The 22,383-nt window shown below is 60.6% G+C and carries 19 protein-coding genes; 8 read left to right on the top strand and 11 right to left on the bottom strand.

Translation table 11 applies throughout. The features are described 5' to 3' along the window. Nucleotides 1–3: 3 nt before the first annotated feature. From J2887_RS10255 to J2887_RS10230, 6 genes are all read right to left on the bottom strand, one after another. On the bottom strand, nucleotides 4–654 hold the full coding sequence (locus J2887_RS10255) for an ATP-binding cassette domain-containing protein (protein ID WP_227175905.1): 651 nt from the start codon (nucleotides 652–654) through the stop codon (nucleotides 4–6). Next, nucleotides 654–1,523 carry a putative selenate ABC transporter substrate-binding protein gene (locus J2887_RS10250; protein WP_228752853.1) on the bottom strand — a complete coding sequence of 290 codons (870 nt, stop codon included), beginning with the start codon at nucleotides 1,521–1,523 and terminating at the stop codon, nucleotides 654–656. The genes J2887_RS10255 and J2887_RS10250 overlap by 1 nt, the downstream gene beginning before the upstream one ends. A gap of 120 nt (nucleotides 1,524–1,643) precedes the next feature. Beyond that, nucleotides 1,644–3,920, bottom strand: a complete 2,277-nt coding sequence (selD, locus tag J2887_RS10245; RefSeq protein WP_227175904.1) for a selenide, water dikinase SelD — start codon at nucleotides 3,918–3,920, stop codon at nucleotides 1,644–1,646. Beyond that, nucleotides 3,920–4,612, bottom strand: a complete 693-nt coding sequence (locus J2887_RS10240) for a helix-hairpin-helix domain-containing protein (RefSeq protein ID WP_227175903.1) — start codon at nucleotides 4,610–4,612, stop codon at nucleotides 3,920–3,922. Before J2887_RS10240 ends, selD begins: the two co-directional genes overlap by 1 nt. 107 nt (nucleotides 4,613–4,719) lie before the next feature. After that, nucleotides 4,720–5,118 carry a hypothetical protein gene (locus tag J2887_RS10235; RefSeq protein WP_227175902.1) on the bottom strand — a complete coding sequence of 133 codons (399 nt, stop codon included), beginning with the start codon at nucleotides 5,116–5,118 and terminating at the stop codon, nucleotides 4,720–4,722. Nucleotides 5,119–5,286: 168 nt separating this feature from the next. After that, nucleotides 5,287–6,807, bottom strand: a complete 1,521-nt coding sequence (locus J2887_RS10230; protein ID WP_227175901.1) for a bifunctional GNAT family N-acetyltransferase/carbon-nitrogen hydrolase family protein — start codon at nucleotides 6,805–6,807, stop codon at nucleotides 5,287–5,289. 218 nt (nucleotides 6,808–7,025) lie between these two features. Between J2887_RS10230 and J2887_RS10225 the strand changes: the two genes are divergently transcribed. Beyond that, nucleotides 7,026–8,915: a methyl-accepting chemotaxis protein gene (locus J2887_RS10225; protein ID WP_227175900.1), complete on the top strand. Its 1,890-nt coding sequence runs from the start codon at nucleotides 7,026–7,028 to the stop codon at nucleotides 8,913–8,915. Here J2887_RS10225 and J2887_RS10220 read toward each other — a convergent pair. Further along, nucleotides 8,912–9,889: a transporter substrate-binding domain-containing protein gene (locus J2887_RS10220; protein WP_227175899.1), complete on the bottom strand. Its 978-nt coding sequence runs from the start codon at nucleotides 9,887–9,889 to the stop codon at nucleotides 8,912–8,914. The two genes, J2887_RS10225 and J2887_RS10220, sit on opposite strands and share 4 nt — an antisense overlap. Nucleotides 9,890–10,006: 117 nt before the next feature. Here J2887_RS10220 and J2887_RS10215 point away from each other — a divergent pair, with 117 nt between their 5' ends. Beyond that, nucleotides 10,007–10,552, top strand: coding sequence for a YiiD C-terminal domain-containing protein (locus tag J2887_RS10215; RefSeq protein ID WP_227175898.1), 546 nt, complete (start codon nucleotides 10,007–10,009; stop codon nucleotides 10,550–10,552). Nucleotide 10,553: 1 nt separating this feature from the next. Here the strand turns inward: J2887_RS10215 and recQ are convergent, their stop codons facing one another. Next, nucleotides 10,554–12,404 (bottom strand): DNA helicase RecQ, encoded by a 1,851-nt coding sequence (gene recQ, locus J2887_RS10210; RefSeq protein ID WP_227175897.1) that lies wholly within the window; start codon nucleotides 12,402–12,404, stop codon nucleotides 10,554–10,556. A 243-nt stretch (nucleotides 12,405–12,647) separates the two neighbouring features. On the opposite strand from recQ, the gene J2887_RS10205 reads away from it, so the two are divergent. The 3 genes from J2887_RS10205 (at nucleotide 12,648) to J2887_RS10195 (ending at nucleotide 15,092) form a co-directional block, all read left to right on the top strand. Next, complete coding sequence (locus tag J2887_RS10205; RefSeq protein ID WP_227175896.1) at nucleotides 12,648–13,856, top strand: 1-acyl-sn-glycerol-3-phosphate acyltransferase; 1,209 nt, start codon at nucleotides 12,648–12,650, stop codon at nucleotides 13,854–13,856. A 12-nt stretch (nucleotides 13,857–13,868) separates the two neighbouring features. Further along, nucleotides 13,869–14,531, top strand: coding sequence for an alpha/beta hydrolase (locus tag J2887_RS10200; protein WP_227175895.1), 663 nt, complete (start codon nucleotides 13,869–13,871; stop codon nucleotides 14,529–14,531). Nucleotides 14,532–14,726: 195 nt separating this feature from the next. Further along, on the top strand, nucleotides 14,727–15,092 hold the full coding sequence (locus J2887_RS10195; protein WP_227175894.1) for a PilZ domain-containing protein: 366 nt from the start codon (nucleotides 14,727–14,729) through the stop codon (nucleotides 15,090–15,092). Between the two features lie 39 nt (nucleotides 15,093–15,131). Here J2887_RS10195 and J2887_RS10190 read toward each other — a convergent pair whose 3' ends face one another. Continuing rightward, a complete protein-coding gene (locus J2887_RS10190) occupies nucleotides 15,132–16,547 on the bottom strand; it encodes a TrkH family potassium uptake protein (RefSeq protein ID WP_227176095.1) in 1,416 nt (471 codons plus the stop codon). 147 nt (nucleotides 16,548–16,694) lie between these two features. On the opposite strand from J2887_RS10190, the gene J2887_RS10185 reads away from it, so the two are divergent. After that, complete coding sequence (locus tag J2887_RS10185; RefSeq protein ID WP_227175893.1) at nucleotides 16,695–17,285, top strand: ACP phosphodiesterase; 591 nt, start codon at nucleotides 16,695–16,697, stop codon at nucleotides 17,283–17,285. On the opposite strand, the gene J2887_RS10180 is transcribed toward J2887_RS10185, so the two are convergent. Then, a complete protein-coding gene (locus J2887_RS10180; RefSeq protein ID WP_227175892.1) occupies nucleotides 17,251–19,056 on the bottom strand; it encodes a diguanylate cyclase in 1,806 nt (601 codons plus the stop codon). The genes J2887_RS10185 and J2887_RS10180 overlap by 35 nt on opposite strands. A 140-nt stretch (nucleotides 19,057–19,196) precedes the next feature. After that, nucleotides 19,197–20,132 (bottom strand): DUF2914 domain-containing protein, encoded by a 936-nt coding sequence (locus J2887_RS10175; RefSeq protein WP_227175891.1) that lies wholly within the window; start codon nucleotides 20,130–20,132, stop codon nucleotides 19,197–19,199. Between the two features lie 216 nt (nucleotides 20,133–20,348). Here J2887_RS10175 and J2887_RS10170 point away from each other — a divergent pair, with 216 nt between their 5' ends. Beyond that, entirely contained in the window at nucleotides 20,349–20,900 is a 552-nt protein-coding gene (locus J2887_RS10170; RefSeq protein ID WP_227175890.1) for a YfiR family protein, read from the top strand. Continuing rightward, nucleotides 20,897–22,351, top strand: a complete 1,455-nt coding sequence (locus tag J2887_RS10165; RefSeq protein WP_227175889.1) for an ATP-binding protein — start codon at nucleotides 20,897–20,899, stop codon at nucleotides 22,349–22,351. Before J2887_RS10170 ends, J2887_RS10165 begins: the two co-directional genes overlap by 4 nt. Nucleotides 22,352–22,383: the final 32 nt, after the last annotated feature.

The following is a 22,383-nucleotide window of genomic DNA, read 5'->3' as shown; positions in this document are numbered from 1 at the left end:
GGGTCAGTACAGCGCCAGCAGGTCAGACTCGGACAGTTCATCGGCCCGCCGATCGAGCGCGATGTGACCATCCTGGATACCGACAATGCGGTTGCAATAAGCCAGCGCCAGATCGATGTCGTGAAGGGCGATCAGGCTGGTGGGAAAGCGGGCACGCAGCAGCTCCATCACTCGCGCAGCCATGGGGCCGTCCAGAGCCGATACCGGCTCATCCGCCAGCAGAGTACGGGACCGGTGGTAGAGTGCCCGGGCAATGGCGGTGCGCTGACGTTGGCCGCCAGACAGCGCCGCAACGGGCTGCCACAGCTTGTCGCCCATCGCCACCTGATCGAGTAGATCGCCAATCTCCTGCCGGTCCCTGCGGAAAGGCCGGAACAGGGTTGCGGTGTTGTACCACAGCGAGCGTTCATCCAGGCGCCCCATGAACACGTTATGGAACACCGGCAACGGCTGGACCAACCCCAGATCCTGGGGCACCAGGGCGGCATGCCGGGCACCGTGCTGGAACGCCAGCTTCAGCAGCGTGGACTTGCCTGCACCGCTCTTGCCAACCAGGGCGACACGGTCACCCTCGGCCACCGTCAGGGAGAGCGGCCCCAAGACAGCACGGCCGTCAAAGACGGCCGTGAGATTGGACAGTTCCAGGCCAGACATTACTGCAGGATACCGATCTCTTCAGCTACCTTGCGGATCGGTTCATAGTCGTCATTGTCGGCGGGAATAAAGGCCTCGCGGGGGAAGCTTGCCAGCAGTTCCGGATCATCCAGTTCCAGCAGGGCGGTGCGGACCCGGTCCTTGAAGCCCTCGCCAAACCGTTCATCGACATCACCACGCACGGTCCACTGGTAATCCGGGTAGCCGGGGGTACGCCAGATGACCTTGACGGCATTGGTATCGATGTTGCCATCGGCCAGTTCCTTCTCCCACACCGCGAAGTTGAGCGCACCCACTTCGTAGGTGCCCGCTTCCACCAGTCGCAGGGTGCGGGTGTGGTTACCGCTGTAGCCAACGCGGGCAAAGATGTCTTCAGGTGCCTCACCAAAGCTTTCCCGCAGGAAGAATTCGGGCATCAGTCGGCCGGAGGTGGAGCCCTTGGAACCAAAGGTGAAGGTACGATCCCTGATCGCTGCCGGCAGTTCGTCGGACGCTTCCAGACCGGTGCTGCTGTGGGCGATGAAATAGGTCTGGAAGCTCTCGTCCTCGGCGCCCTGGGCCAGCGCTTCGGAGCCCGGTACCAGGCGACGGGCCTGAACCCCGGACAACCCGCCAAACCAGGCCAGCTGCACTTGGTTGTTGCGGAAGGCGGTGACCGCGGCGGCGTAGGATTTTACCGGTACGTAGCGGACCTCGACATCGAGTTCCTCGGCCAGGTAATCGGCAACTCCCTGAAAACGCTCAATCAGCTTGGTCTCATCTTCGTCGGGGATGGCGGTGAAGACGAAGGTGTCAGCCTGGGCGGCGCCCAGGGGTAGGGCGGTCATGGCCAGCGCGCAGGCGAACCGGCGGAGATGTCGAATCAGCATGGAAAGATTCCTTGTTCTTTTTGGGCCCGGGACAGGGTCCTCGGGTCCGCTTCCGGGGATGGGCTCAAGTGCGCAAAGGATACACGGAATCGCCGATGACAGGTACAGCCGGCCCAGCCGTCAGGTACGAGAGAGCAGCGTCACCGGCTCCGGTTCGCCAGACCGGGCGACAACCTGACCAACAACGGTGGCCTGCTGATAGCCCAGCCGGCGGAGTTCCGTCACACAGGCCTCGGCGTGTTCAGACGGCACCCCGGCAAGCAGGCCGCCTGCAGTCTGGGGATCAAACAACAGTGGGTAACGGGGATGGGCAAGCCAGACCTGCTGATCGCGAATGGCTCGACGCAACCGGGTATTGGCGGGCTGCAGTGAGCTGAGGATGCCTGCGGCAACGGTTTCCTCGGCGCCCTCAAGCAGGGGAAGGCGATCAATCTCAAGCTCAACATCCACGTCTGACGGTTTCACCATCTCCACCAGGTGGCCCAGCAGGCCAAAACCGGTGATGTCGGTGCAGGCCCGGGCACCGTGGGCCCGGAGGCACTGGGCTGCCGCCTGGGAGGACTGGTCCATGGACGCGAGGGCACCATCGATCCAGCGACCACGGGCGGCCAACTGGGCATGGGCGGCAAACAGTGTTCCGGTGCCCAGGGGTTTGGTCAGGATGAGGCTGTCGCCCACGGCCAGACCGGCCTTGCTCATTACTTGCTGCGGGTCAATAAGGCCATTGATGGCAAACCCCAGAGCGAGCTCCTGGCCCTCGCCGGTATGGCCACCCACCAAGGCGCAGTTGGCCTCATTGAGCACCTCGACCGCGCCGGACATCATCTGGAACACCACGTCTTCGACTTTCGATTCGATACCCTGGGGAATCGTGGCAATGGCGGTGGCACTCTGGGCCTCGGCCCCCATGGCAAAGATGTCTCCCAGGCTGTGGTTGGCGGCGATGCGACCAAGCAGATAGGGGTCATCGATAAATGCCCGGAAGAAATCAACGGTGTGCACCGTTGCCTTGCCAGGCGGCACCGTCAGTACGGCGGCATCATCCGGTGCATGGAGGCCGACCAGCACATCGTCCCGTTCCACTGGCTGCAACTTCGCCAGGGCTCGCGACAGCACGGTGCCGCCCACCTTGGCACCACAACCACCGCAGCGCATGGCGAGCGCCGAGATCGCCTGCTGGGCATCGGCTTCGGAGCGGGCCGCACGGGTATCCGCCGCCGCCGAATCCATCGCCATCGGTTCCAGTTCGTTGAAGCGCGCCATGAAGCGGCGGTCAATCCAGTCCTTCCAGCGCCATAGCCATCGGCCGCTGGCCGACCAGCCGCCCCTGGACGCGACCGCATAGCGATCCCCGGTGCTGATCAGCGCCAACCAATTGCGCTGGGGGCGATAGGGCCGGGGTGCCTGTGCCAACGCCAGGCGCCGGAGGTTGTCCGCCAGCGGCGGTCCCTGGCGCACGGCGAACACCCCGGCCTTCTCCCGGGGATGGTTGATCATGTGGGCGATGTCGCCGGCGGCAAAAATGCGCTCATCGGTTTCGGTCTGCAGGGTATCCCGAACCCGGACAAAGCCCCGCTCGTCCACGGCAAGACCACTGTCGGCCAGCCAGGATGGTCCGCCGGCACTGGTCACCCACAGCACTTCGTCCGTGGCGAGGCGCTGACCGGCATCGGTCACCAGCGCCCCGTCGTCCACGGCCACCACACGGGTGTTGAGGTGAACCTCGATTCCCCGCTCCGCCAGTACCGAGGTGAACCGCTGCCGGACCTTGTCGTTGTGGGTTGGCAGCACGCTGTCAGCCGCGTCCAGCAGCAGAAAACGGAGCGCATCGGGGCTCCGCCCCAGCTTCGCCAGCGCCCGCCGCAGCCGGTACTGCATGGCCAGCACCAACTCGACACCGCCGGCGCCGGCGCCTACCACGGCAATCGCCTGCGGAGCCTGATTCTGCTGCACGCGACCCAGCAGAGCCTGCCAGTGGCGATCAAACCGGTGGATCGGCTTAACCGGAACGGCGCGATCCAGGGCACCAGGGATGTGGGCGACGCTGGGGGTGGAGCCGATGTTGATGGACAGCAGATCGTAGCGGACCGGCGGACGGTTCCGACACTGGACCTGACTGTTCGCCCGATCGATGAGGGTCACCTCGTCCCGGTAGAAGCGGGCACCGGCGAACTCCGCCAGGCGACTCAGGTCAATGTGGACGTCGTCAAACGAATAATGCCCGGCAACGTAGCCGGGCAGCATGCCAGAGTAGGGGGTGTGGGTATCCCGGCAGATCAGTGTCAGACGCACTCCGGGAACGGGGCTCATGGCGAATCGCCGAAGAACCCCGACATGGCTGTGACCGCCACCAACCAGGACTATATCCTGTAAAACAGGTTGCTCGGTCGTTCGCATCAGAGCAGTTTCTTGGCCTCACTTGACCAGTCACTGAAGCCTTTCATCTTGGCGAAGGCCTGCAGCTTCTCCTGCTCGGCGGCGGAAGGGTTGGCAATCTGCTCAATGCTGGTAATGCCGGCATCCTGCATTTTCTTGGCGGTAGCCGGACCAATGCCCTTGACCAGAGTCAGGTCACTCTTGTTCACGGCTTTCGGCGCCTTGGCTGCGGCGGCCTTGGGTGCCGCTTTGCCATTGCCCTTGGAGGCAGGCTTGGCTTTCGGCTTGGCCTTGGCTGCAGCCGGTTTTTTCTTGGCCGGCGCGGCCGTCTTCTCAGCGGTCTTTTCAGCGGCTTTCTCGATGGTCTTGGCGGCCTTGGCAGCGTCTTTGGAGACCTTTTTGGCAGCACTCTCGCCTTCGTTGGTGGCCAGGCCAAGTCGCTCCATCACGGTGTTTTGCAGATCATGCAGCTCACCCAGGCGACGGTCCATTTCTTCGTGGAATCGGCGCATTTCCCGCTCACGCAGGTCGTCCACTTCCCGCAGCAGTTTCCGCACCGGTTCCTGGATCTGGTTCTGCAGGGTGTCGAACTGCTTGAGGGCGTCGTTGATCAGCTTCTCGATTTGTGAGGAGGTTTTCTCGATCTCCTTGTTCACCTTTTTGACGACCTTGTCGACGCCTGCCTTGTCCTTCTTTGACTCTTTTTTCGCCATAACTAGGGTTCCCCTTGGTCTATCCGTGTTTTGAGCCGTTGTGCATCGGCTTTCTTCGTGATTTGCGGAACTGAATGCCAGATCCCGCCAGCCGCCCATCGCGGTCTTCAGGTGGCGGGACTTGAGCGCCGGCCCGGTCCGCCGGACCGACGGGAGCGCAGCGACTGCTTCTTGCCCACCACCTCGCGAATTCGTTCCAACTGCTCCGCCAGCAGGGCTGGCTGGGGAGACTCACTGATATTGAAATCAACGGAGTAGAAGAAATTGCTGCAATGCTTTCTGCGTTCGGTCACAAGACCGCTGACCCCTTTGGCGCGGATGTTGTCGAACGGCATGGTCATCACCAGATCCAACGGCAGCGTATCGCCCGGATTGAAGATTTTATCGGTTTTGAGGACACATCCGAACTGATCAAGATCAAAGACCTGCGCTTCCACCAGCTCCTTGCGGAAGAGCCCGTGCTTGATTCGGAATCGGGCAATCAGGTCAGGTATGGCTTCTTTCATCGAATCAACATCCAAAGTCCTTGAAGGCAGGTCAGACGGTAAACCGTTCTGTCAGCCCTGCCACAGCTGTGTAAACAATAAACAGCACGTCCACATTTTGCAACGCGGTCAATCCTATAGCGTTCGCGCTTCAAGCGGGAACTCATCTTGTGCCAGCACCGGCCTCCATCAGGAGGTTTCGAAGCGGTACAGGTCGGGGCGGCGGTCCTTCAGGTTGGTGACCGAGCCCTCGTTCCTGACCAGCTTGAGCTTCTCCAGATCCATGTCGGAGAACATGATCATCTCGGTGTTGGGCGTCGTCTCCGCCATGACGGCATCGTGGGGGAAGGCGAAATCCGAGGGCGAGAATACCGAGGACTGGGCGTACTGCACATCCAGGTTTTCCACCTTGGGCAGGTTACCGACACTGCCGGTGATGACCACATAGCATTCGTTCTCGATGGCTCTGGCCTGGGCACAGTGCCTGACCCTCAGGTAGCCGTTCTTGGTATCGGTCCAGAACGGCACACAGATGATATCGACGTCGGCCGCAGCGGCCATCCGCCCCAACTCGGGAAACTCGATATCATAACAGATCATGATGGCAACGCGCCCGGCGTCGGTGTCGAAAACCTCGAACTGGTTACCGCCCTCAATGACCCAGTCTCGACGTTCGTGGGGCGTGATGTGGATCTTGCGCTGTTCATCCACCCGACCATCCCGGTGGCAGAGGTAGGACACGTTGTAGACCCGGTCATCTTCCAGCAACGGCATGGAGCCAGTGATGATGTTGATGTTGTAGCTGACCGCCATTTCCGACATCTCATCCCGGAACTGTTCGGTAAAACCGGCCAGAAAGCGGATCGCGCGGGTCTGGTCCACCTGATCGGTCAGCCCCATCAGAGGGGCATTGAAGAACTCCGGGAACAGGGCAAAGTCACTTTTGTAGTCCGACAACGCGTCCACAAAGTACTCCACCTGCCGCAGTACTTCCTCCACCGAGGTGAACTCCCGCATCTGCCACTGGACCGCCCCCATCCGCACCTGGGTTTTGCGGGTGTTGATCACCGTTGACGGCGGCGTGTACAGAATGTTCCGCCACTCCAGCAGGGTGGCATAGCCCTGGGACTTTTCGTCCTCGGGGAGGTACTTGTGCATCAGCCGGGTGACCTGAAAGTCGTTGGCCAACTGAAACGTCAGAATCGGGTCATAGATCTCACGCCGGTCCACCCGCTGAATGTACTCCTCCGGGGTGTACTGGTCCGCGTACCGGTAATAGGCGGGAATGCGACCGCCGGCGAGGATCGCCCGCAGGTTCATCGACCGGCACAGTTCCTTGCGGGCCTCGTACAACCGCCGTCCCAGGCGATAGCCCCGGTAATCCGGATGAATAAACACATCCAGCCCGTACAGCGAATCCCCCTTGGCGTTGTGGAGGATTTTCTCGTTGCGGAGGATCAGATCGTCGTAGGTGTGAGGGTTACTGAAACGGTCGTACTTCACGCACACCGTGAGCGCCACGGCAACCAGCTGGCCGTTGTCCTCAATACAGATCTGGCCCTCGGGGAACTGTTTCACCAGGGTTTCGATGGTCTCCTCAGGCCAGGCCCCGCCGATGTCGTCGTAAATCTGATCCATCAGCGTCTGCAACTGGCTGTAGTCCCCCACAGTCAGGTTGCGCAGGTTGAGGTGCAGTTCTTCATGAGCCATCGATGCAAACTCCGTGATTGTTCAAATATCGGGCTAAAACGGTCGAGAAAAGTGACGAACTGTCACTTTGTGTAGGTTTTACAACTTTTTTCCAGGAATCCGGTAAAGATTTCCCGCCAGACGTCGTAATTCAAACCGGACGTAAAAAAATAGTCTAGCTTGGAAATATGAACGCAGCGTTCATAAAGAAGTCCGTTCCTGAACAAGAGAGAACCTCCATGAATCGCCTTTCCTTTGGCCAAAAACTGTTAACGTCTTTCGGCGTCCTGCTGGTGCTGGTCATCGGCGCCTACGCCCTGATCAGCGACTCGCGCCTCGAGGACACGACAGATACCTATGTCAACGCGCTGATTGAAGATACCGTTGCCCAGAGTACGGCAAGCATTGCCGACTGGCTAAACACCCGCCTGAGCACCACGGAAGCGGTTGCGGATGCCCTGGCCACGGCCAGGAACCAGCAACAGGTGAGGGCGATCCTGCAGTCTGCCACGGCAGGGGTCGGATTCAAGGACGTTTACATCGGCCAGGATAACGGCGTGATGCTGATGCGTAACGACGAAGTTTCCGCAGACCTGCCGGATGACTACGATCCACGCCAGCGTCCCTGGTACAAGCTTGCCAAGAGCCTGGGCCGGGCGTCGTTCACCGCACCCTACATTGACGCCGGTACCAGCCAGGTGATCATTTCGTCCCTGGCGCCGTCCCCCCGCGGCGACTTCGCTGGCGTGGTCGGCGCCGACGTCACCCTGGAGAGCATCGATGCCATGCTGTCCACCGTTACCCTTGCCGACACCGGCTACGCCACCCTGATCGCCAAAGACGGTACGGTGCTGTACCACCCGCAGCGGGAACTGGTGGGCAAGCACATCCGCGAGCTGCTGGGCGAAGACCCGGACCTCAGCGGTGACCAGGTGGCCTATGATATTGAAGGCACCAGTTGGTTGGCCAGCTTCCATCGCATCAAGGACGCCCGGGCCGTGGAATGGTATCTCGGCACCTTCGCCAATGAGGACCTGATCAACGGTCCGCTTTACGATGCCCGGGTTACCGGCATTATCGTGGCAATCGTGTCCCTGGTGGTGACGCTGATTCTGCTCAACATTGGCATTCGGGTGTTGATGAAGCCGGTCCGCAACCTGGGCGATGCCATGGCGGATATTGCCAGCGGCGACGCCGATCTCACCAAGCGTCTGGAAGTCAGCAGCAACGACGAAATCGGCAAGCTTGCAGACAACTTCAACAGCTTCGTCTCCAACATTCAGGAAGTGGTGCGGGACGTCCAGAAAGGCACCCAGGAACTGGGGGGCAGCGTGGGCTCACTGCGTCAGACCGCCAGCGCCAGTCGCCACAGCGTGGAAAGCCAGCAGGCCGAGATCGACATGATCGCCACCGCGATCAACGAGATGTCTGCCGCCGCCGGCGAGATTGCCCAGAACGCCCAGCAGACCGCCGATGCCGCCAACAACGCCGACGAGGATTCACGGGCGTCACTGGAGACGGTGGCCGCCTCACGGGATGCGGTGCAGCGGCTGTCCGAGGAGATCTCCTCGGCGGCGAATGTCATCGACACCCTGGGTAAGGACGTGTCTGAAATCACCACCGTGCTGGAGGTGATTCAGGGCATTGCCGAACAGACCAACCTGCTGGCGCTCAACGCCGCCATTGAGGCGGCCCGGGCCGGGGACGCCGGTCGTGGCTTTGCGGTGGTGGCGGATGAGGTCCGTAACCTGGCGAAGCGCACCCAGGACAGCACCGAGGAGATCAACAATATGATCGAACGGCTGCAGAAAGGGGCCAATGACGCGGTCGACGTGATGCAGGCCTCCACGGCTGTATCCAACGTCAGCATGGAGAAAGCCCAGGATGCAATGGAAACCCTCAACCGCATTGCCGAGGCGATTACCTCCATCAGCCAGATGACCACGCAGATCGCCACCGCGTCCGAGGAACAGACATCGGTGACCGAAGAGCTCAATGCTTCCATCACCCGCATCGCCGACCAGGGCCAGGAAGCGGCAGCGGCGGCCAGCGAGAACGATGTCTACAGCGGCCAGATCGAAACGGTTGGCCAGACCCTGCATCACAATGTGGAGCGTTTTAAGGTTTAGCGCGTCTTAACCGGCGTTACGCTGGAGCGCTGCTGGCCCATCCGGACCCGCAGCGTTTCCAGTGCCCTGCGCCCGATCTCACTGGACTCCCGCCCCAGATAGGGGTTGTTCAGCAGAAGAACCTGGCGACGGTCCAGCGCCAGCACCTCAAGGGCTTCGCCGTAGTATCGATTGAGATAACGGGAGAAGCTGCCATCCTGGATCGCCCGATCCATTCCCAGCTGCAGTCGCTGAGCCAGAACATGGTCTTCTGGGCCGACAAAGAAATAGGACAGCATGGGGTAGGCAATCAGTAGGGACGGTTCAATCACCAGCTCCGGGTCCTGTTCCAGCTCCAGATCAAACAGCACTTCGCTGACGCCCCGGGCAAAACAGTCAAACCGGTCGTTCCGCAGCATCTTGAACAGGGTTTCGTAACGGGAATGGGTCACCACCTGAACACCGTTCACCTGCAGGATGGTGGCATCCGGCCAGTGCAGGCCCTGGCCAATGCGCAGCCCGCGGTCACGAAGATCGTCGAGGGAGGCCACACCCTCGAACCGGCTCAGCGCATCTTCCATCACCACGCAGACCCGGAATCCCAGTAGCCCGCCGTCGATTGGCACCGGAATGGCCAACAGATCCTTTTCCCGTTCCACGGATGTTGCCACCGCAGCGAGATCCAGAACCCGGGGGTGGTCCCGGGTCAACTCAAGCAGGGCCCGGCCCTGAACCATTTCAATACTGCGGGTCAGCCGGAAACGGCCGTATTCGGGAGTCTTCGACAACGCCAGCGCCACCAGGGCGCGAATGGCGGGGCTGTCGTAATTGCGGTACCAAAGGGTGATGGTGCGTTCATCGGCGGGCGACAATCCCTCCGGTGTAAGGGGGAGAGCGTGGATGGGAGCGCAGGTGATCAGCAGCGCAAGGAAGCCACCCAGGTAAGCCAGCCAGCTCTGCCAAGCCCATTGTCGCCCCTGGCGTCTTGCCCTCATTCCACCGTCATCCTGTCTCCACGTGCAACGACCAGTCTAGAGCTTTCGGTGACAAAGTCAGTGCAGTTGTGTAAAAAAACCATAAAACAATGACAAATCAGCTAAAAAGGACATCGTATGGCTCTGATTGACCAACTGATCGACGCTGCCGGCCACTGGGTTGCCGGCAGCGATCCGAAAGCGCCCATCACCCGCCCGACAGCCTGGTTACGGAAAACCTCCGGCTACGCCGCCATCAATCGGATCATTGCCAGTGCAATCCCGTTCACTCGCCGCAACGGGTTTCGGGTGGAGGAGCTGCGCCCGGGCTATGTACGGGCCCGCATCACCCTCAAGGGCAATCGTAACCATTTTGGCAGTCTGTACGCCGGCGCCTATTTTCTGGTTGCTGAGATCCCCGGCGGGGTACTGACCCTGTTCGACCTGGGGCCTGCGTATGTGCCAATCCTCAAGGAGATGACCCTGCGCTTCAAGCAACCGGCAAACTCCGATGTGACGGTAGAATTTGAGCTATCGAGGGAACAGATTGAACGTCTGCAGGCCGAGGCCGATCGTGACGGCAAGACCGCCTTCACTCTGGAGGGGGTAATGCGGGACGACAGGGGAGAGGAAGTTGCCACCTCCATCGCCCACTATCGGGTCCGCAAGAAAGGGCACCGTTGATTCAGGCGGCGCCAAGTCTTGCCAATTCGGCCAGGAAGGTCTCGCCGTATTTTTCCAGCTTGGCGGCGCCGACGCCGTTAACCTCGGCCAGTTCTGCCATGGTTGCCGGTCGTCGCTCGAGGATCTCCAGCAATGTGGTGTCATGAAAAATGACGTAGGGAGGCACACCCTGCTGTTCGGCCAGGGTCTTGCGACAGGCCCGTAACGCCTCCCAGCCTTCCGGGTCGGTAACGTGGTGGGTGGTTTTGTTGGAGCCTGAGCCGCCGGCACCGCGGGTGCGCTTGGCCACCGGGTCCTTGCGCAGCCGGATGGGCTGCTCCCCGCGCAGCAATGGGCGGCAGGCCTCGGTGAGCTGAAGCGCGCCATAGCCCTCCGGGTCCGCCCGCAGGTAGCCGTTGGCCACCAGTTGCCGGAACACCGACTTCCATTCGTTGGCGCTGAGCTCCTCGCCAATACCGAACGTCGACACCTTATGGTGGCCAGACTGCCGGATACGATCGTTCTCGCTGCCCCTCAGCACGTCAATGAGGTAGGTGACGCCAAACCGCTGCCCGGTCCGATAGACGCAGGACAGGGCCTTCTGCACCGCCAGGGCGCCGTCCCAGGTTTCAGGCGGGGTCAGGCAGGTATCGCAGTTGTTGCACGGCTGATCCAGCTCATCTCCGAAATAGCGCAGTAACACCTGACGGCGACAGCCGGTGACTTCGCAAAGCCCCAGCATTGCATCCATTTTCTGTCGCTCGATGCGCTTGAACTGGTCGCTGCCCTGGGAACCCTCGAGCATCTGGCGGAGCTTGATGACATCCTGCAGACCGTACACCATCCAAGCCGTCGACGGGCTGCCATCCCGGCCGGCACGACCGGTTTCCTGGTAGTAGGCTTCCAGGCTTTTCGGCAGGTCCAGGTGCGCAACAAAGCGAACATCCGGCTTGTCGATCCCCATGCCGAAGGCAATGGTGGCCACCACGATGACACCGTCTTCCCGCAGGAAACGCTCCTGGTGGCGGGCCCGATCTTCCGCCGGCAGGCCTGCGTGGTAGGGCAGGGCCGTGTAGCCTTTGTCCGCCAGCATCTTCGCGGTGGCTTCCACCTTGTTCCGTGACAGGCAGTAGACGATGCCGGCATCACCCTGATGTTCTGATTTAATAAAATCCAGTAGTTGCTTGTTTGCGTTAACTTTTGGAGTGATGCGGTACTGGATGTTCGGGCGATCAAAGCCACTGATGAAGTGCCGCGCCTCGGTGAGCGACAGGCGCTCGGCGATCTCCCGGCGGGTGCGCTCATCGGCGGTGGCCGTCAGGGCAATCCGGGGAACGTTCGGAAACTGCTCGGCCAGCATCGTCAGGCCCAGGTAATCGGCCCGGAAATCATGGCCCCACTGGGACACACAGTGCGCCTCATCAATCGCGAACAATGCCAGGGAAGCCTGGTGCAACAACTCCAGGGTACGGGGCTGCAACAGCCGCTCCGGCGCACAGTAGAGCAGGTCCAGCTCGCCGGTCATCAGGGCATTCTCGGTTGCCCGTGCCTCGTGGAAATCCATGGTGGAATTGAGAAACGCCGCCCGCACGCCAAGCTGTTGCAGGGCTGCAACCTGGTCCTGCATCAACGCGATCAGCGGCGATATCACCACCGCGGTGCCTGGCCGAACCAACGCCGGCACCTGGTAACACAGCGACTTGCCGCCACCGGTGGGCATCAGCACCAGGGCGTTGCGTCCCGCCACGACTTCGGCCACCACATCCCCCTGCAAGGGACGGAACTGCTCGTAACCGAAGACCTGGTGAAGAACCTGTTCCGGAGACTGCTGGGCCGAGTCGGGCCGGCTGGGGGAGAGTTGCTGAAAATCCATGCGGCGCTGTGCTTCGTTGAACGATGGGTGGAAAGGCGCGGCTTCCAGGCAACCGGAAAGCGACCGGCCAGAAGCGGCGTTATCATATCAGAAAAGGGTGAGGCAATTGAGGTATTGCGATAGGTAACCGGCTACAATAGCGGCATTTTGCTGGCCGCAACGGCTTGCCGCCAGCCGCTGATCCACACCACAACCAGTTACGGATCAGCGCGATAAAGAGCACAACCCAACTACAGGATATCCATGCAGGAATTTGACGCGATACGCCCCTACTCGGATGAGGAAACCGAGGAAGCCATTCAACGTCTGCTGGGGGACGCCGAGTTTCTCGACCTGATCGCCCGATTCAAATCGCCCACCCTGAGTCGCTGGCTGCCCGGCCTGATCCGCGGCCGGGTGCGGAACTGGCTGCGCGACACCTTTGGCGGGCTGACCCGTATTGATGACATCCAGGCCAGGCTCTACGAGCACGTAGAGCAACTGGTTGACCACACCACCACTCGGGTGACCCACACCGGGCTGGACAGGCTGGACCCGAACACCCCGTATCTGTTCCTGTCCAACCATCGGGACATTGTTTTCGACCCGCTGGTGGTCAACTACCTGCTGTTCCGCCACGGCTTTGCCACCACCCGCATCGCCATCGGCGACAATCTGCTGCAGAACCGGGTGTTCGCCGAGCTAATGCGGATGAACAAGAGCTTCGTGGTGCGCCGCAATGTCTCTAGCCCCCGGGAAATGCGGGACACCTTTCTGACGCTGTCGTCGTTCATCAGTCACAGCATTGAAACTGGCCACAGCGTCTGGATTGCTCAACGGGAAGGGCGCGCCAAAGACGGCCTGGACCTGACCGATCCGGCCATCATCAAGATGTTCTATATGAGCCTGAAGAAGCAGGGCCTGGCGTTTAATGACGCCATGGACCGGCTGCGCATCGTGCCGGTGTCCATCGCCTACGAGTATGATCCATGCGATACCGACAAGGCCCGGGAACTGGAAACCCGTGCCCGCACGGGCGACTACACCAAGCAGCCCGGCGAGGATACCGACCAGATCATCAAGGGGCTCACCGGCTTCAAGGGCCACGTTCATGTGCATTTCAGCGATCCCATCAAGGACGCCCCGGAAACCCCCAGGGAGCTGGCTGCCCGTATCGACACCGACATGCACGCCAACTATCACCTGCATGCCTCCAATCTTGCCGCTTATGAGCTTCGCAGCCAGCACCCGGATTCCCACAACAGTCTGCGGGAGACCACCGACACGCTGGTAACGGCGGAAACCTGGAGCCCCGCCGAGCTGGACGCTGCTGAGCAGGAACTGAGCCGCCGCCTGAACAGCTGCGACGAACCCTTCCACAGCTATCTGCTGGACATGTACGCCAACCCGGTCACCAGTGCGCTGAACACTCGCGAACCGGAATCAGCCACTGGTCCGGCGACACAGGATTAACAGGAGAAACCGATGTTGGAACTTGAGGTCATTGAACGGGAAACCCGAGCCAATCCCGACGCCGCCGTCATCTGGCTGCACGGCCTGGGCGCCAGCGGCCACGACTTCGAGCCGGTGATCCCGGAACTGGGGCTGCCCGACGACGCGGCCATCCGCTTCATCTTCCCCCATGCTCCGGTGATGCCGGTGACCATCAATGGCGGCGTTGCCATGCCGGCCTGGTACGACATCAAGGCAATGGACATTGACCGGGTGGTCGATACCGAGCAACTTTGTGCGTCGTCAGATGCCGTCGGCCGGCTGATTGACCGGGAGATCGAACGCGGAATTGCCAGCGAGCGCATCATCGTCGCTGGCTTCTCACAGGGCGGGGCGGTTGCCTACCAGCTCGGCCTGAGCTACGCCAAACCGCTTGCCGGTGTGCTGGGACTGTCGACCTATTTCGCTACCGCCGGCACCCTGACACCATCCGAAGCCAATCGTCAAACTCCCATCCGCATTTACCACGGCCAGTTCGATCCGGTGGTGCCGGAGCAACTTGGTCGACGCAGCGCCGAGCAGCTGAGCCAGCTTGGCTATGCCGTCGAGTACGGCACCTTCCCGATGGATCACAGCGTGTGCCTGGAAGAGATCATCGAGATTGGCCGGTTCTTTGGTGAGCGCCTGTCGCTATAGCGCCAGCCTAAGACGTCCCTTGCCCCCGACTGGCCGCACCTACGCGGCGGCCGGTTTTCCCCAGCCGCTTCAACAACCTGGCGAAGTGCTTTTCCTTTCCCCCAAGTCAACTGTACAATATTTGACCTGAATCATATGCCCGCAGATTTGATCGAACTATAAAAAGTAGAAAGGCAGACGGGCAGGGGGGATTCGATGGAGTTACGTCAGAGCAAACGGTTTCCGGGCAGGCTGACACTGCTCATCTACCGCAAGGGCCGGCTCGTTGCCTCAGGCATGCTGAGAAACATCAGCAGACAGGGCCTGTTCATCTCGACCCGGAACCCCAATCTCGACCTGAATCAGGACGTCGAGATCGAGTTCCACCTTCATGATCCAGAAGTCCGGGGTTATCAGCGCGTGGACGCCACGCTGGTCCGCTGCAGCCCGAATGGCCTGGGCGTCGAATTCAAGGAACAGGGCGATAACCCCGGCCCCGAGCTACGCTCCCTGCTGCGCTGGGTGCGGGAAACCAACTTCCTGATCCCGTCGGGCCTGCGCCGCCATACCGCCCTCGAATGACGGCGGCTGACGGTGACGGGAGCGGCTCAATGGGCCACTTCAGCTCCGCCAGAAGGCCGGTGACAGCACCACCACCACACTCAGAATCTCCAGCCGGCCCAGCAGCATCCCGCCGCACAGTATCCACTTGGCCGCGTCCGGTATGGACGCGAAGTTCCCGGCCGGTCCAATCACACTGCCCAGGCCCGGCCCCACATTGGTGAGCGATGTGAGGGCCCCGGAGAGACTGGTGGTGAAGTCCAGGTGCAGACTCGCCAGCGCCAGGGTGATCAGCATGAAACACAGCAGGAAAATGAAGGTGTAGGCGATCATTGAGGCGATGATCTCATCACTGACGGCACGACCATTGAAGTTGCGCGTCAGCACCGCCCGCGGGTGCAGCAACCGCATCAACTGCTCCCGCAGTACGATCAGCGACAGCTGGAAGCGGAAGATCTTCATCCCCCCGGAGGTGGAACCGGAACAACCACCAATAAACATCAGGAAGAAGAACAACACGAACGAGAACGATCCCCAGGCCGCATAATCTTCCGAGGCGTAGCCCGTGGTGGTCACCACTGAGGTCACATTGAACAGGGTGGAAATGTAGCCGGACGCCAGATCAAAGTCGTCGTTGATGTACCAGCGGTACAGGGTAAGGAACAGGGGCACCAACAGCAGGATGGCAACAAACAGACGCACCTGCTGATCCCGCCACAGCACGCCATGCTGGCCATGCATCTCGCGCACGAACAGGAAGAACGGCATGCCGCCAATCATCATGAAGAAGGTCGCTTCCAGCAGAATCAGGTCGGAATTGAACTTGCCCATCGACAGATCGGAGGTGGAGTAGCCCCCCGTCGCAATGCTGGTCAGGCCATGGTTGAAGGCGTCAAACAGGCTCATCCCCGAGGCCCAATAGGTCAGCACCGCCAGGATGGAGAACACCACGTACACCAGCAACAGCCCGCGGCTCAGGGTTTTCATCCGCGGCAGGGCCTTGTCGGTCCACTCCGAGGATTCGGTGGCAAACAGCCGCATGCCGCCCACCCGCAGGAACGGCAACACCGCCACGAACATGCCGATGATACCGATCCCCCCAATCCACTGCAGGATTGAGCGCCAGAGCAGCAGATCCTGATCCATGGTATCCAGCCCGGTGAGCACCGTGGCACCAGTGGTGGTGATGCCCGACGTAGACTCGAAGATGGCATCGGTCAGGGAAATACCGGCATTGTCACTGAGATAGAAGGGCAAGGAGGAGATCAGTGAGATAATGAGCCAACTGCTGACCGTCAGTACAAACATATAGCGGGGCTTGAGATCCCTTGGCTTGCCATACGCAAGCAGAATACCCAGCACGCCGAGCGCAAACACCAAACCGGCCGATTCCGCGAAGGCGACGGCGTTGGGGGCATCGTTACCGAACAGCAGCAGGGGAGGCAACGTCATGAAAATGCTCAGCAGCACAAACATCACGCTGATGATGAATATGACGGGATAGAGGTTTCTCAAGGGATGCCCTAATTGGCCAGCTTTAAGACGTGCGCCAGAATACCCTTGGCGCTACCCTTCTGCAATCACTCGCGAGCCCCGGAAACACAGCGCTCCAGGAGGACATAGTTGAACCACCTAGCTCACCTGTTCCTGTCTCCGCCCGACCAGCAGGCCCGCATCGGTAACCTGTTGGGCGATTTTGCCCGTGGCGTGGACCCGGACACGCTGCCAACACAGGTCCGTCTTGGCTGGCAACACCACCTGGCGGTGGATGGCTTTACCGATCGCCACCCGGAGGTGCTGGCCTGCAAGCGCTGTTTCTCGGCCCAGCGCCGCCGCTTTGCCGGCATCGCCCTGGACGTGCTGTTCGATCATTACCTGCTGCGGCACTGGGACAGGTTCTGCGACACGCCGTCCGAAGTTTTTATCCATGAGGTCTACCGGGACCTGGAACGGGGCCGCTACCTGATGCCGGACACCATGGCCCGGACCACCGCCCGCATGGTCCAGCAGGACTGGTTCAACGCCTACCGGGACCTTGACCAGGTGGGCCTGGCACTGGACCGGATTGCCCAGCGTATTCGCTTCAGTAACCGTTTTGAGGGAATGATCGAGGAACTACGCCCCCTGGACGCTACTCTGGAAGCCCATTTCCTGACATTCTTTCCCCAACTGCTGGCGTTCAGTCAGACGGCTGAGCCATCAGGTTTCCGGTAAGCCGGTGGGCATTGTCCAGCGCCCGCTTCAGATCGCACTCGCGATAGTTCACCACCCGGTTCCGGCCACTGGCCTTGGCGGTATAGAGGGCGTAGTCCGCCGCCACAAACAGGCAATCAGTGTCCTCGAATTCACCGGGATGCATGGTGGCAAAGCCAATGCTCACGGTCAGGCTGAATCCAAATGCTGTTTCTTTCTCAATCGTGGCGCGAACCCGCTCGGTCAGCACCGCCGCCTCCTGGTCGGAAGTATCCGGCAGAATCAACACAAACTCCTCGCCACCGTAGCGACACACGGTGTTGGGCTTGCGTACGCGGTCCTTGAGCAGGCTGGCCACCATCTTCAGGGCGGCATCACCGCGGGAATGGCCACGGCTGTCGTTGAACGCCTTGAAGTGGTCAATGTCGATCACCGCCAGGGTCAGGGGGGCATCGGTCTGGCCAGCGCGGGCGTACTCCTGGGCAATCTGCTCGTTGAAGAAGCGGCGGTTCTTCAACTGGGTCAGGGCGTCGGTGAACGACTCGGTCTTGAGCTCATTGAGCCGGCTGGCGACGGCCAGACTGAGCAGCACCATCTCCAGCAGCGAACCGATCTGGAAGGCGTTCTGGGTGAACGCGTTGTGGGGTAGCAGCCCAAATGTCTTGGCCATGTAGATGTAGACGCCGATCAACAACGCAGAGAACGCAATCATGTAGTAGCGGGCGGTGCCTGTGCCCCGGGCCAACGCCATCAGCCCCAACACAAACATATGCACGCACGCGATGACGGTCAGCACCGCCAACGGCACAATAACCCAGCGATAACTCAGCAACAGTGAGATCAGCATCATCAGCGCCGACGCCCACTGGAGCACCACGGCGAACTGGTCCGCCCGGATCGACTGGGCACGGGTATTGAGGATGGTTCGGGTAAAGAGCACACCGCCGAACAGGGAGATCGACAGCAAGACCAGCAGACTTTTGTTGGCAACCAGCGGCAGGTCCGGCAGCAGCAACTGAAAGGAGAGGCCGTTGTGCAGCGACATGTAGAGGCCGTAGCTGGTCAGGTACACCAGATAATAGGCAAACGCCCGTTCCCGCACCGTCAGGAACATGAACAGGTTGTAGAACAGCAACACGATGAAGCCACCGTAGTACACCCCAAGGGCCAGATATTCCTTGGTGACCAGATTCATGAGATCAACCTGGCTGTGGGCGAACAGGCCGATGTTCATTGAGCCCTGAGACTCGAACCTCAGATAGTAGGTGGACTCACTTTGAGGGGGCAGGGTGACCGGAAACAGGAACAGACGGTGTTCCACAGGCCGCAGGTGAAACGGGCGCATATCGCCGGTAGACACCAGTTGCCAGTGTTTGTCCGAGGCCGGCGCCCAGAAGTCCAAATGGTCAATCAGTGGGTAATCCTGGCGGATGAACAGACGCTTGGGTTGATCACTGGGATTGGCAAGGGTGAACTTGACCCACCAGGCAGCTTCCGTAAACCCGAAGTTGGCCGAGCGCTCACCAAGGGGCGAGAAGCTGTCCAGCGTCCGGCCCAGCCTCACCTGCTCAAAGGTGTACCGGCGCTCCGGGTCTTCCAACAGCGACAATGCAGATGCTAGATCAATCCGTTGCTGATCCTCGATAACCACCGGGGCCCCAGGTGTATGGGGCTCTGTGGTGACATCATCCGCCACCACCATCGAAGCCAGCATCATCAATAGCACCGTCAATGCCGCGTTCAGCGGCCATTGGCGGTCGGATCGGTTGTTGTGTCGTTGATCCGCGTCCATCTTGTCTCTGCCGTATCCCTTCTGGAACCGATGCCGCCAGAAAGCCGCACCCGAGTTTTGTTTTGTTGTCGCTTCAAACCGATCAGTCTAGCCACCTTTGAGCGCATTTTGTAGCAAACAAAGCAGTCTCCGAAGGCCTGTCATCTCACCTCGAACTCTGCCTCAGCCAGGGCTTCGCTGGCTTCTGTCACCACCTCGACCCGCCATTGCCCGGTCATGTCTCCATTGATGAACTTGCCCGAGGAGGCACGCATCGCATCGGAGAAAGGCATGATCCGCACGCGGGCGACCCGTTCGCCCTCCCAATACCAGTCATGGAAATGCAGCTGACCATTCAGGTTGCGGGTCTCGGTGAACAGATAAACCCGCATCAGGCCGTCGGCGTTCATCGGCAGCACCGCCGGTATCGCCCCGGTCGGCTCCTTGTTGTCCAGAGCCAAGGTCAGGCGGGCCCGGACAATATGGTCCGACAGCAGAGTAACCGTGGAGGGTGCCTGGTCGTTCCGGCCAATCTCCGGCGCCGTCGCCGTCACCACAGCGGACTGAGTTTCGGCTTCGGCTTCGGCTTCGGCTTCGGCTTCGGCTTCGGCTTCGGCTTCGGCTTCGGCTTCGGACACATTGTCATCCACGGTGTCGTGTTCCACCAGTGGCGGCGTCACTGTTTTTTCCGTCGCTGTTTTCTCAGTTGCTGTTTTCTCAGTCCCTGAATCTTCAGTCACTGCTTCTTCAGAGTCCGGCTCGGACGGGGGCGCCGCGGCCGCAACTGGCAGTTCCGCCGCCGGTTTCGGCGTTTCCGGCGGTGCTGCCACAGCAACCGGTTCTGGCTCAGCTTGCGCCACTGGGGCTGGGGTGCTCTCGCTTCTGCCTGGTCGGGCCGGTGATGGATAGATCAGGTGCATGATTCCCCAGGTCACGAGGGCGACCACCACAACCAGCAGAGCGATTGCTCCGAGTATTCGCTCCCAGTGATAGACCACATAGTCCTGGGCGTTGGAGCCGGACTTGCTGGAACGGATCGTTGCGCTGCCAGAATGGCGAGGTTGCGGTTGAGTCTGGGCTTCGTCTTGCCGTGTCATTGGGGGATTGGGTCCTGAGTCTCGTTGGATCATGATTGGGTGAGGATTAGAACATATGTACCACCAGCGGCTCAGTGCCGCCGTTAACGCTTTGGGAATCCGGTACGCTGAAATGGCCGTATCGGCTGAACATTGACGGCAAGGGGTTGAGTGCTAATCTTTTGTCGAGCCTGCGCTTTTCATGTCTGGCACAGGCGCTTGGTCAGGGAAGAGCGATTGATTAAACATCTCCCCCTTTGGCAACCCGCCAGCCTGTTTCTGCTGGTCAGTGCGTTAGCGGTGGTTTTTCAGACCCACGCGCAGGCTTCCGTACGCTCGGAATATGAGCTCAAGGCGGCGTTCCTCTACAACTTCACCCGCTTCGTCAGCTGGCAACGGAGCCCTGATGGCGCGGAGACGGACCTGAACCTCTGTGTGTTTGGCGACGATCCGTTCGAGGAATTGCTCGCTCCGATCGAGGGGCGCTCCGCTCAGGGTCGCACAATTAACCTCAAATACCCATCCCAACTTATTGATATTACGGACTGTAGCGTTGTTTTTGTCAGCCAGTCTGAGGTTCGAAGATTGCCCCAGTTGATAACCGCAGCAGGCGAAAGTGATCAGCTCACGGTGAGCGATATACCGGATTTCGCGCGCCAGGGCGGCGTTATCGGCTACGTTCAGCAGGGCAACGTCATCCGTTTCGAAATCAACCTTCGGGCTGCCGAGGCATCGAATCTGACCATCGATTCCCGACTGCTGGAACTGGCCGTGAGAGTAATCCAATGAGTCTCAGCTGGCATTGGCGCGACTGGCCATTGAAGGCAAAACTGCTGTTCCTGACGCTCTCCACCAGCGCTCTGGGCATTGCGCTTGTCTGTTTCAGCCTGGCAACGCTGGAAAGCCGCAACTATCGCAACCAGATGGCCTCGGAGCTGGATACCATCGCCTCCATTCTCGCCGAACAATCCGCCGCTGCGGTGCTGTTCGAGGACCGGGGACAGCTCAACAACATTCTCAAGAGCCTGCAGCGCATCGACACCATTCAGCTGGGCTGTATCTACGACACCGCGGGCAATCTTCTCAGCGAGCTGGCGCAGACCAGCAACGCCGGTTCCTGCCCCGATCTCGCCATGCCGCAGCGCCTTGGCTTTACTGACGATCACTACCAGCTGCTGGCCCCCATCACCGTGGACGATGACACCATCGGCCAGCTGTTCCTGAAGTGCCACCTGGAGGTTCTGGATCACCACATCCGCACCTTCGCCCTGGCGGCACTGGGCATCGGCCTGGTCATTCTGGTGTTCGTTGCCATTGTTGCCATTCGCCTGCAGCGGGTGATTGCCCAGCCGATTCTCGCGCTGTCGGACACGGCGGGCCAGATCACCCAGGCCCACGACTACTCGTTGCGGGCGCCGGTCGCCGGCAACGACGAACTGGGCCAGCTCGGCAAGGTGTTCAATGAGATGATTGGCACCATTGAAAGCCAGAACCGCCGTATCCTCAACAGCCAGCGGGAACTGGAGCGCACCGTAGAAGAACGGACTGCCGAGCTGAGCCTAGCCAACCGCGAACTTGAGGCCTTCAGCTACTCCGTTTCCCACGACCTGCGCCAGCCGCTGCGGGCAATCGACGGTTTCTCCCAGGCCATGCAGGAGGACTGCGCGGGCCAATTGGACCAGACCGCCCGGGACTACCTCAGCCGGGTCCGCTCGGCCGCCGTCAGAATGGGGCATCTGATCGACGGCCTGCTGATTCTCTCCCGGGTCAGCCGCCAACCACTGAACTATGAGACCGTGGACATCAGTGCGATGACGTCCGAAATCTGCCGGGAACTGGTTGAAATGAATGGAGATCCGCCGACCAGAATCGATATCCAGCCGGATATCCGGGTTGGGGGAGACAGCCGTCTGCTCAGGATTGCGTTCCAGAACCTGCTGGAGAACGCCTGGAAGTACTCTGCCAAGAAACCGGAGCGACGCATCGAGATCACCGCCGAACCCGGCCAGCATGCCATTACCATTTCCATCCGTGATAACGGCGCCGGCTTCGACATGAAGTACGCCGAGAAACTCTTCACGGCCTTCAACCGGCTACATAGCCCGGCGGAGTTTGCCGGCACCGGTATTGGTCTGGCCACGGTGTATCGGGTTATTCGGCGCCATCATGGCAACGTTTCGGCGGATTCTGTGCTGGGAGAGAGCGCCACGTTCCATGTCAATTTGCCACTCCCGGCTTAGGCGAACTATGCTCGAAGAGGTGAGTACGTCGT

Source organism: Marinobacter sp. CA1 (assembly GCF_020546665.1).
Classification (GTDB): Bacteria; Pseudomonadota; Gammaproteobacteria; order Pseudomonadales; family Oleiphilaceae; genus Marinobacter; species Marinobacter xestospongiae.
This window is presented reverse-complemented; position numbering and strand designations above follow the sequence as displayed.

Bases quoted from the DNA above. Each gene is read 5' to 3' on its own strand.
- J2887_RS10255 (WP_227175905.1), bottom strand. From the start codon at position 654: ATGTCTGGCCTGGAACTGTCCAATCTCACGGCCGTCTTTGACGGCCGT.
- J2887_RS10250 (WP_228752853.1), bottom strand. From the start codon at position 1,523: ATGCTGATTCGACATCTCCGCCGGTTCGCCTGCGCGCTGGCCATGACC.
- selD (WP_227175904.1), bottom strand. From the start codon at position 3,920: ATGCGAACGACCGAGCAACCTGTTTTACAGGATATAGTCCTGGTTGGT.
- J2887_RS10240 (WP_227175903.1), bottom strand. From the start codon at position 4,612: ATGGCGAAAAAAGAGTCAAAGAAGGACAAGGCAGGCGTCGACAAGGTC.
- J2887_RS10235 (WP_227175902.1), bottom strand. From the start codon at position 5,118: ATGAAAGAAGCCATACCTGACCTGATTGCCCGATTCCGAATCAAGCAC.
- J2887_RS10230 (WP_227175901.1), bottom strand. From the start codon at position 6,807: ATGGCTCATGAAGAACTGCACCTCAACCTGCGCAACCTGACTGTGGGG.
- J2887_RS10225 (WP_227175900.1), top strand. From the start codon at position 7,026: ATGAATCGCCTTTCCTTTGGCCAAAAACTGTTAACGTCTTTCGGCGTC.
- J2887_RS10220 (WP_227175899.1), bottom strand. From the start codon at position 9,889: ATGAGGGCAAGACGCCAGGGGCGACAATGGGCTTGGCAGAGCTGGCTG.
- J2887_RS10215 (WP_227175898.1), top strand. From the start codon at position 10,007: ATGGCTCTGATTGACCAACTGATCGACGCTGCCGGCCACTGGGTTGCC.
- recQ (WP_227175897.1), bottom strand. From the start codon at position 12,404: ATGGATTTTCAGCAACTCTCCCCCAGCCGGCCCGACTCGGCCCAGCAG.
- J2887_RS10205 (WP_227175896.1), top strand. From the start codon at position 12,648: ATGCAGGAATTTGACGCGATACGCCCCTACTCGGATGAGGAAACCGAG.
- J2887_RS10200 (WP_227175895.1), top strand. From the start codon at position 13,869: ATGTTGGAACTTGAGGTCATTGAACGGGAAACCCGAGCCAATCCCGAC.
- J2887_RS10195 (WP_227175894.1), top strand. From the start codon at position 14,727: ATGGAGTTACGTCAGAGCAAACGGTTTCCGGGCAGGCTGACACTGCTC.
- J2887_RS10190 (WP_227176095.1), bottom strand. From the start codon at position 16,547: ATGTTTGTGCTGCTGAGCATTTTCATGACGTTGCCTCCCCTGCTGCTG.
- J2887_RS10180 (WP_227175892.1), bottom strand. From the start codon at position 19,056: ATGGACGCGGATCAACGACACAACAACCGATCCGACCGCCAATGGCCG.
- J2887_RS10175 (WP_227175891.1), bottom strand. From the start codon at position 20,132: ATGACACGGCAAGACGAAGCCCAGACTCAACCGCAACCTCGCCATTCT.
- J2887_RS10165 (WP_227175889.1), top strand. From the start codon at position 20,897: ATGAGTCTCAGCTGGCATTGGCGCGACTGGCCATTGAAGGCAAAACTG.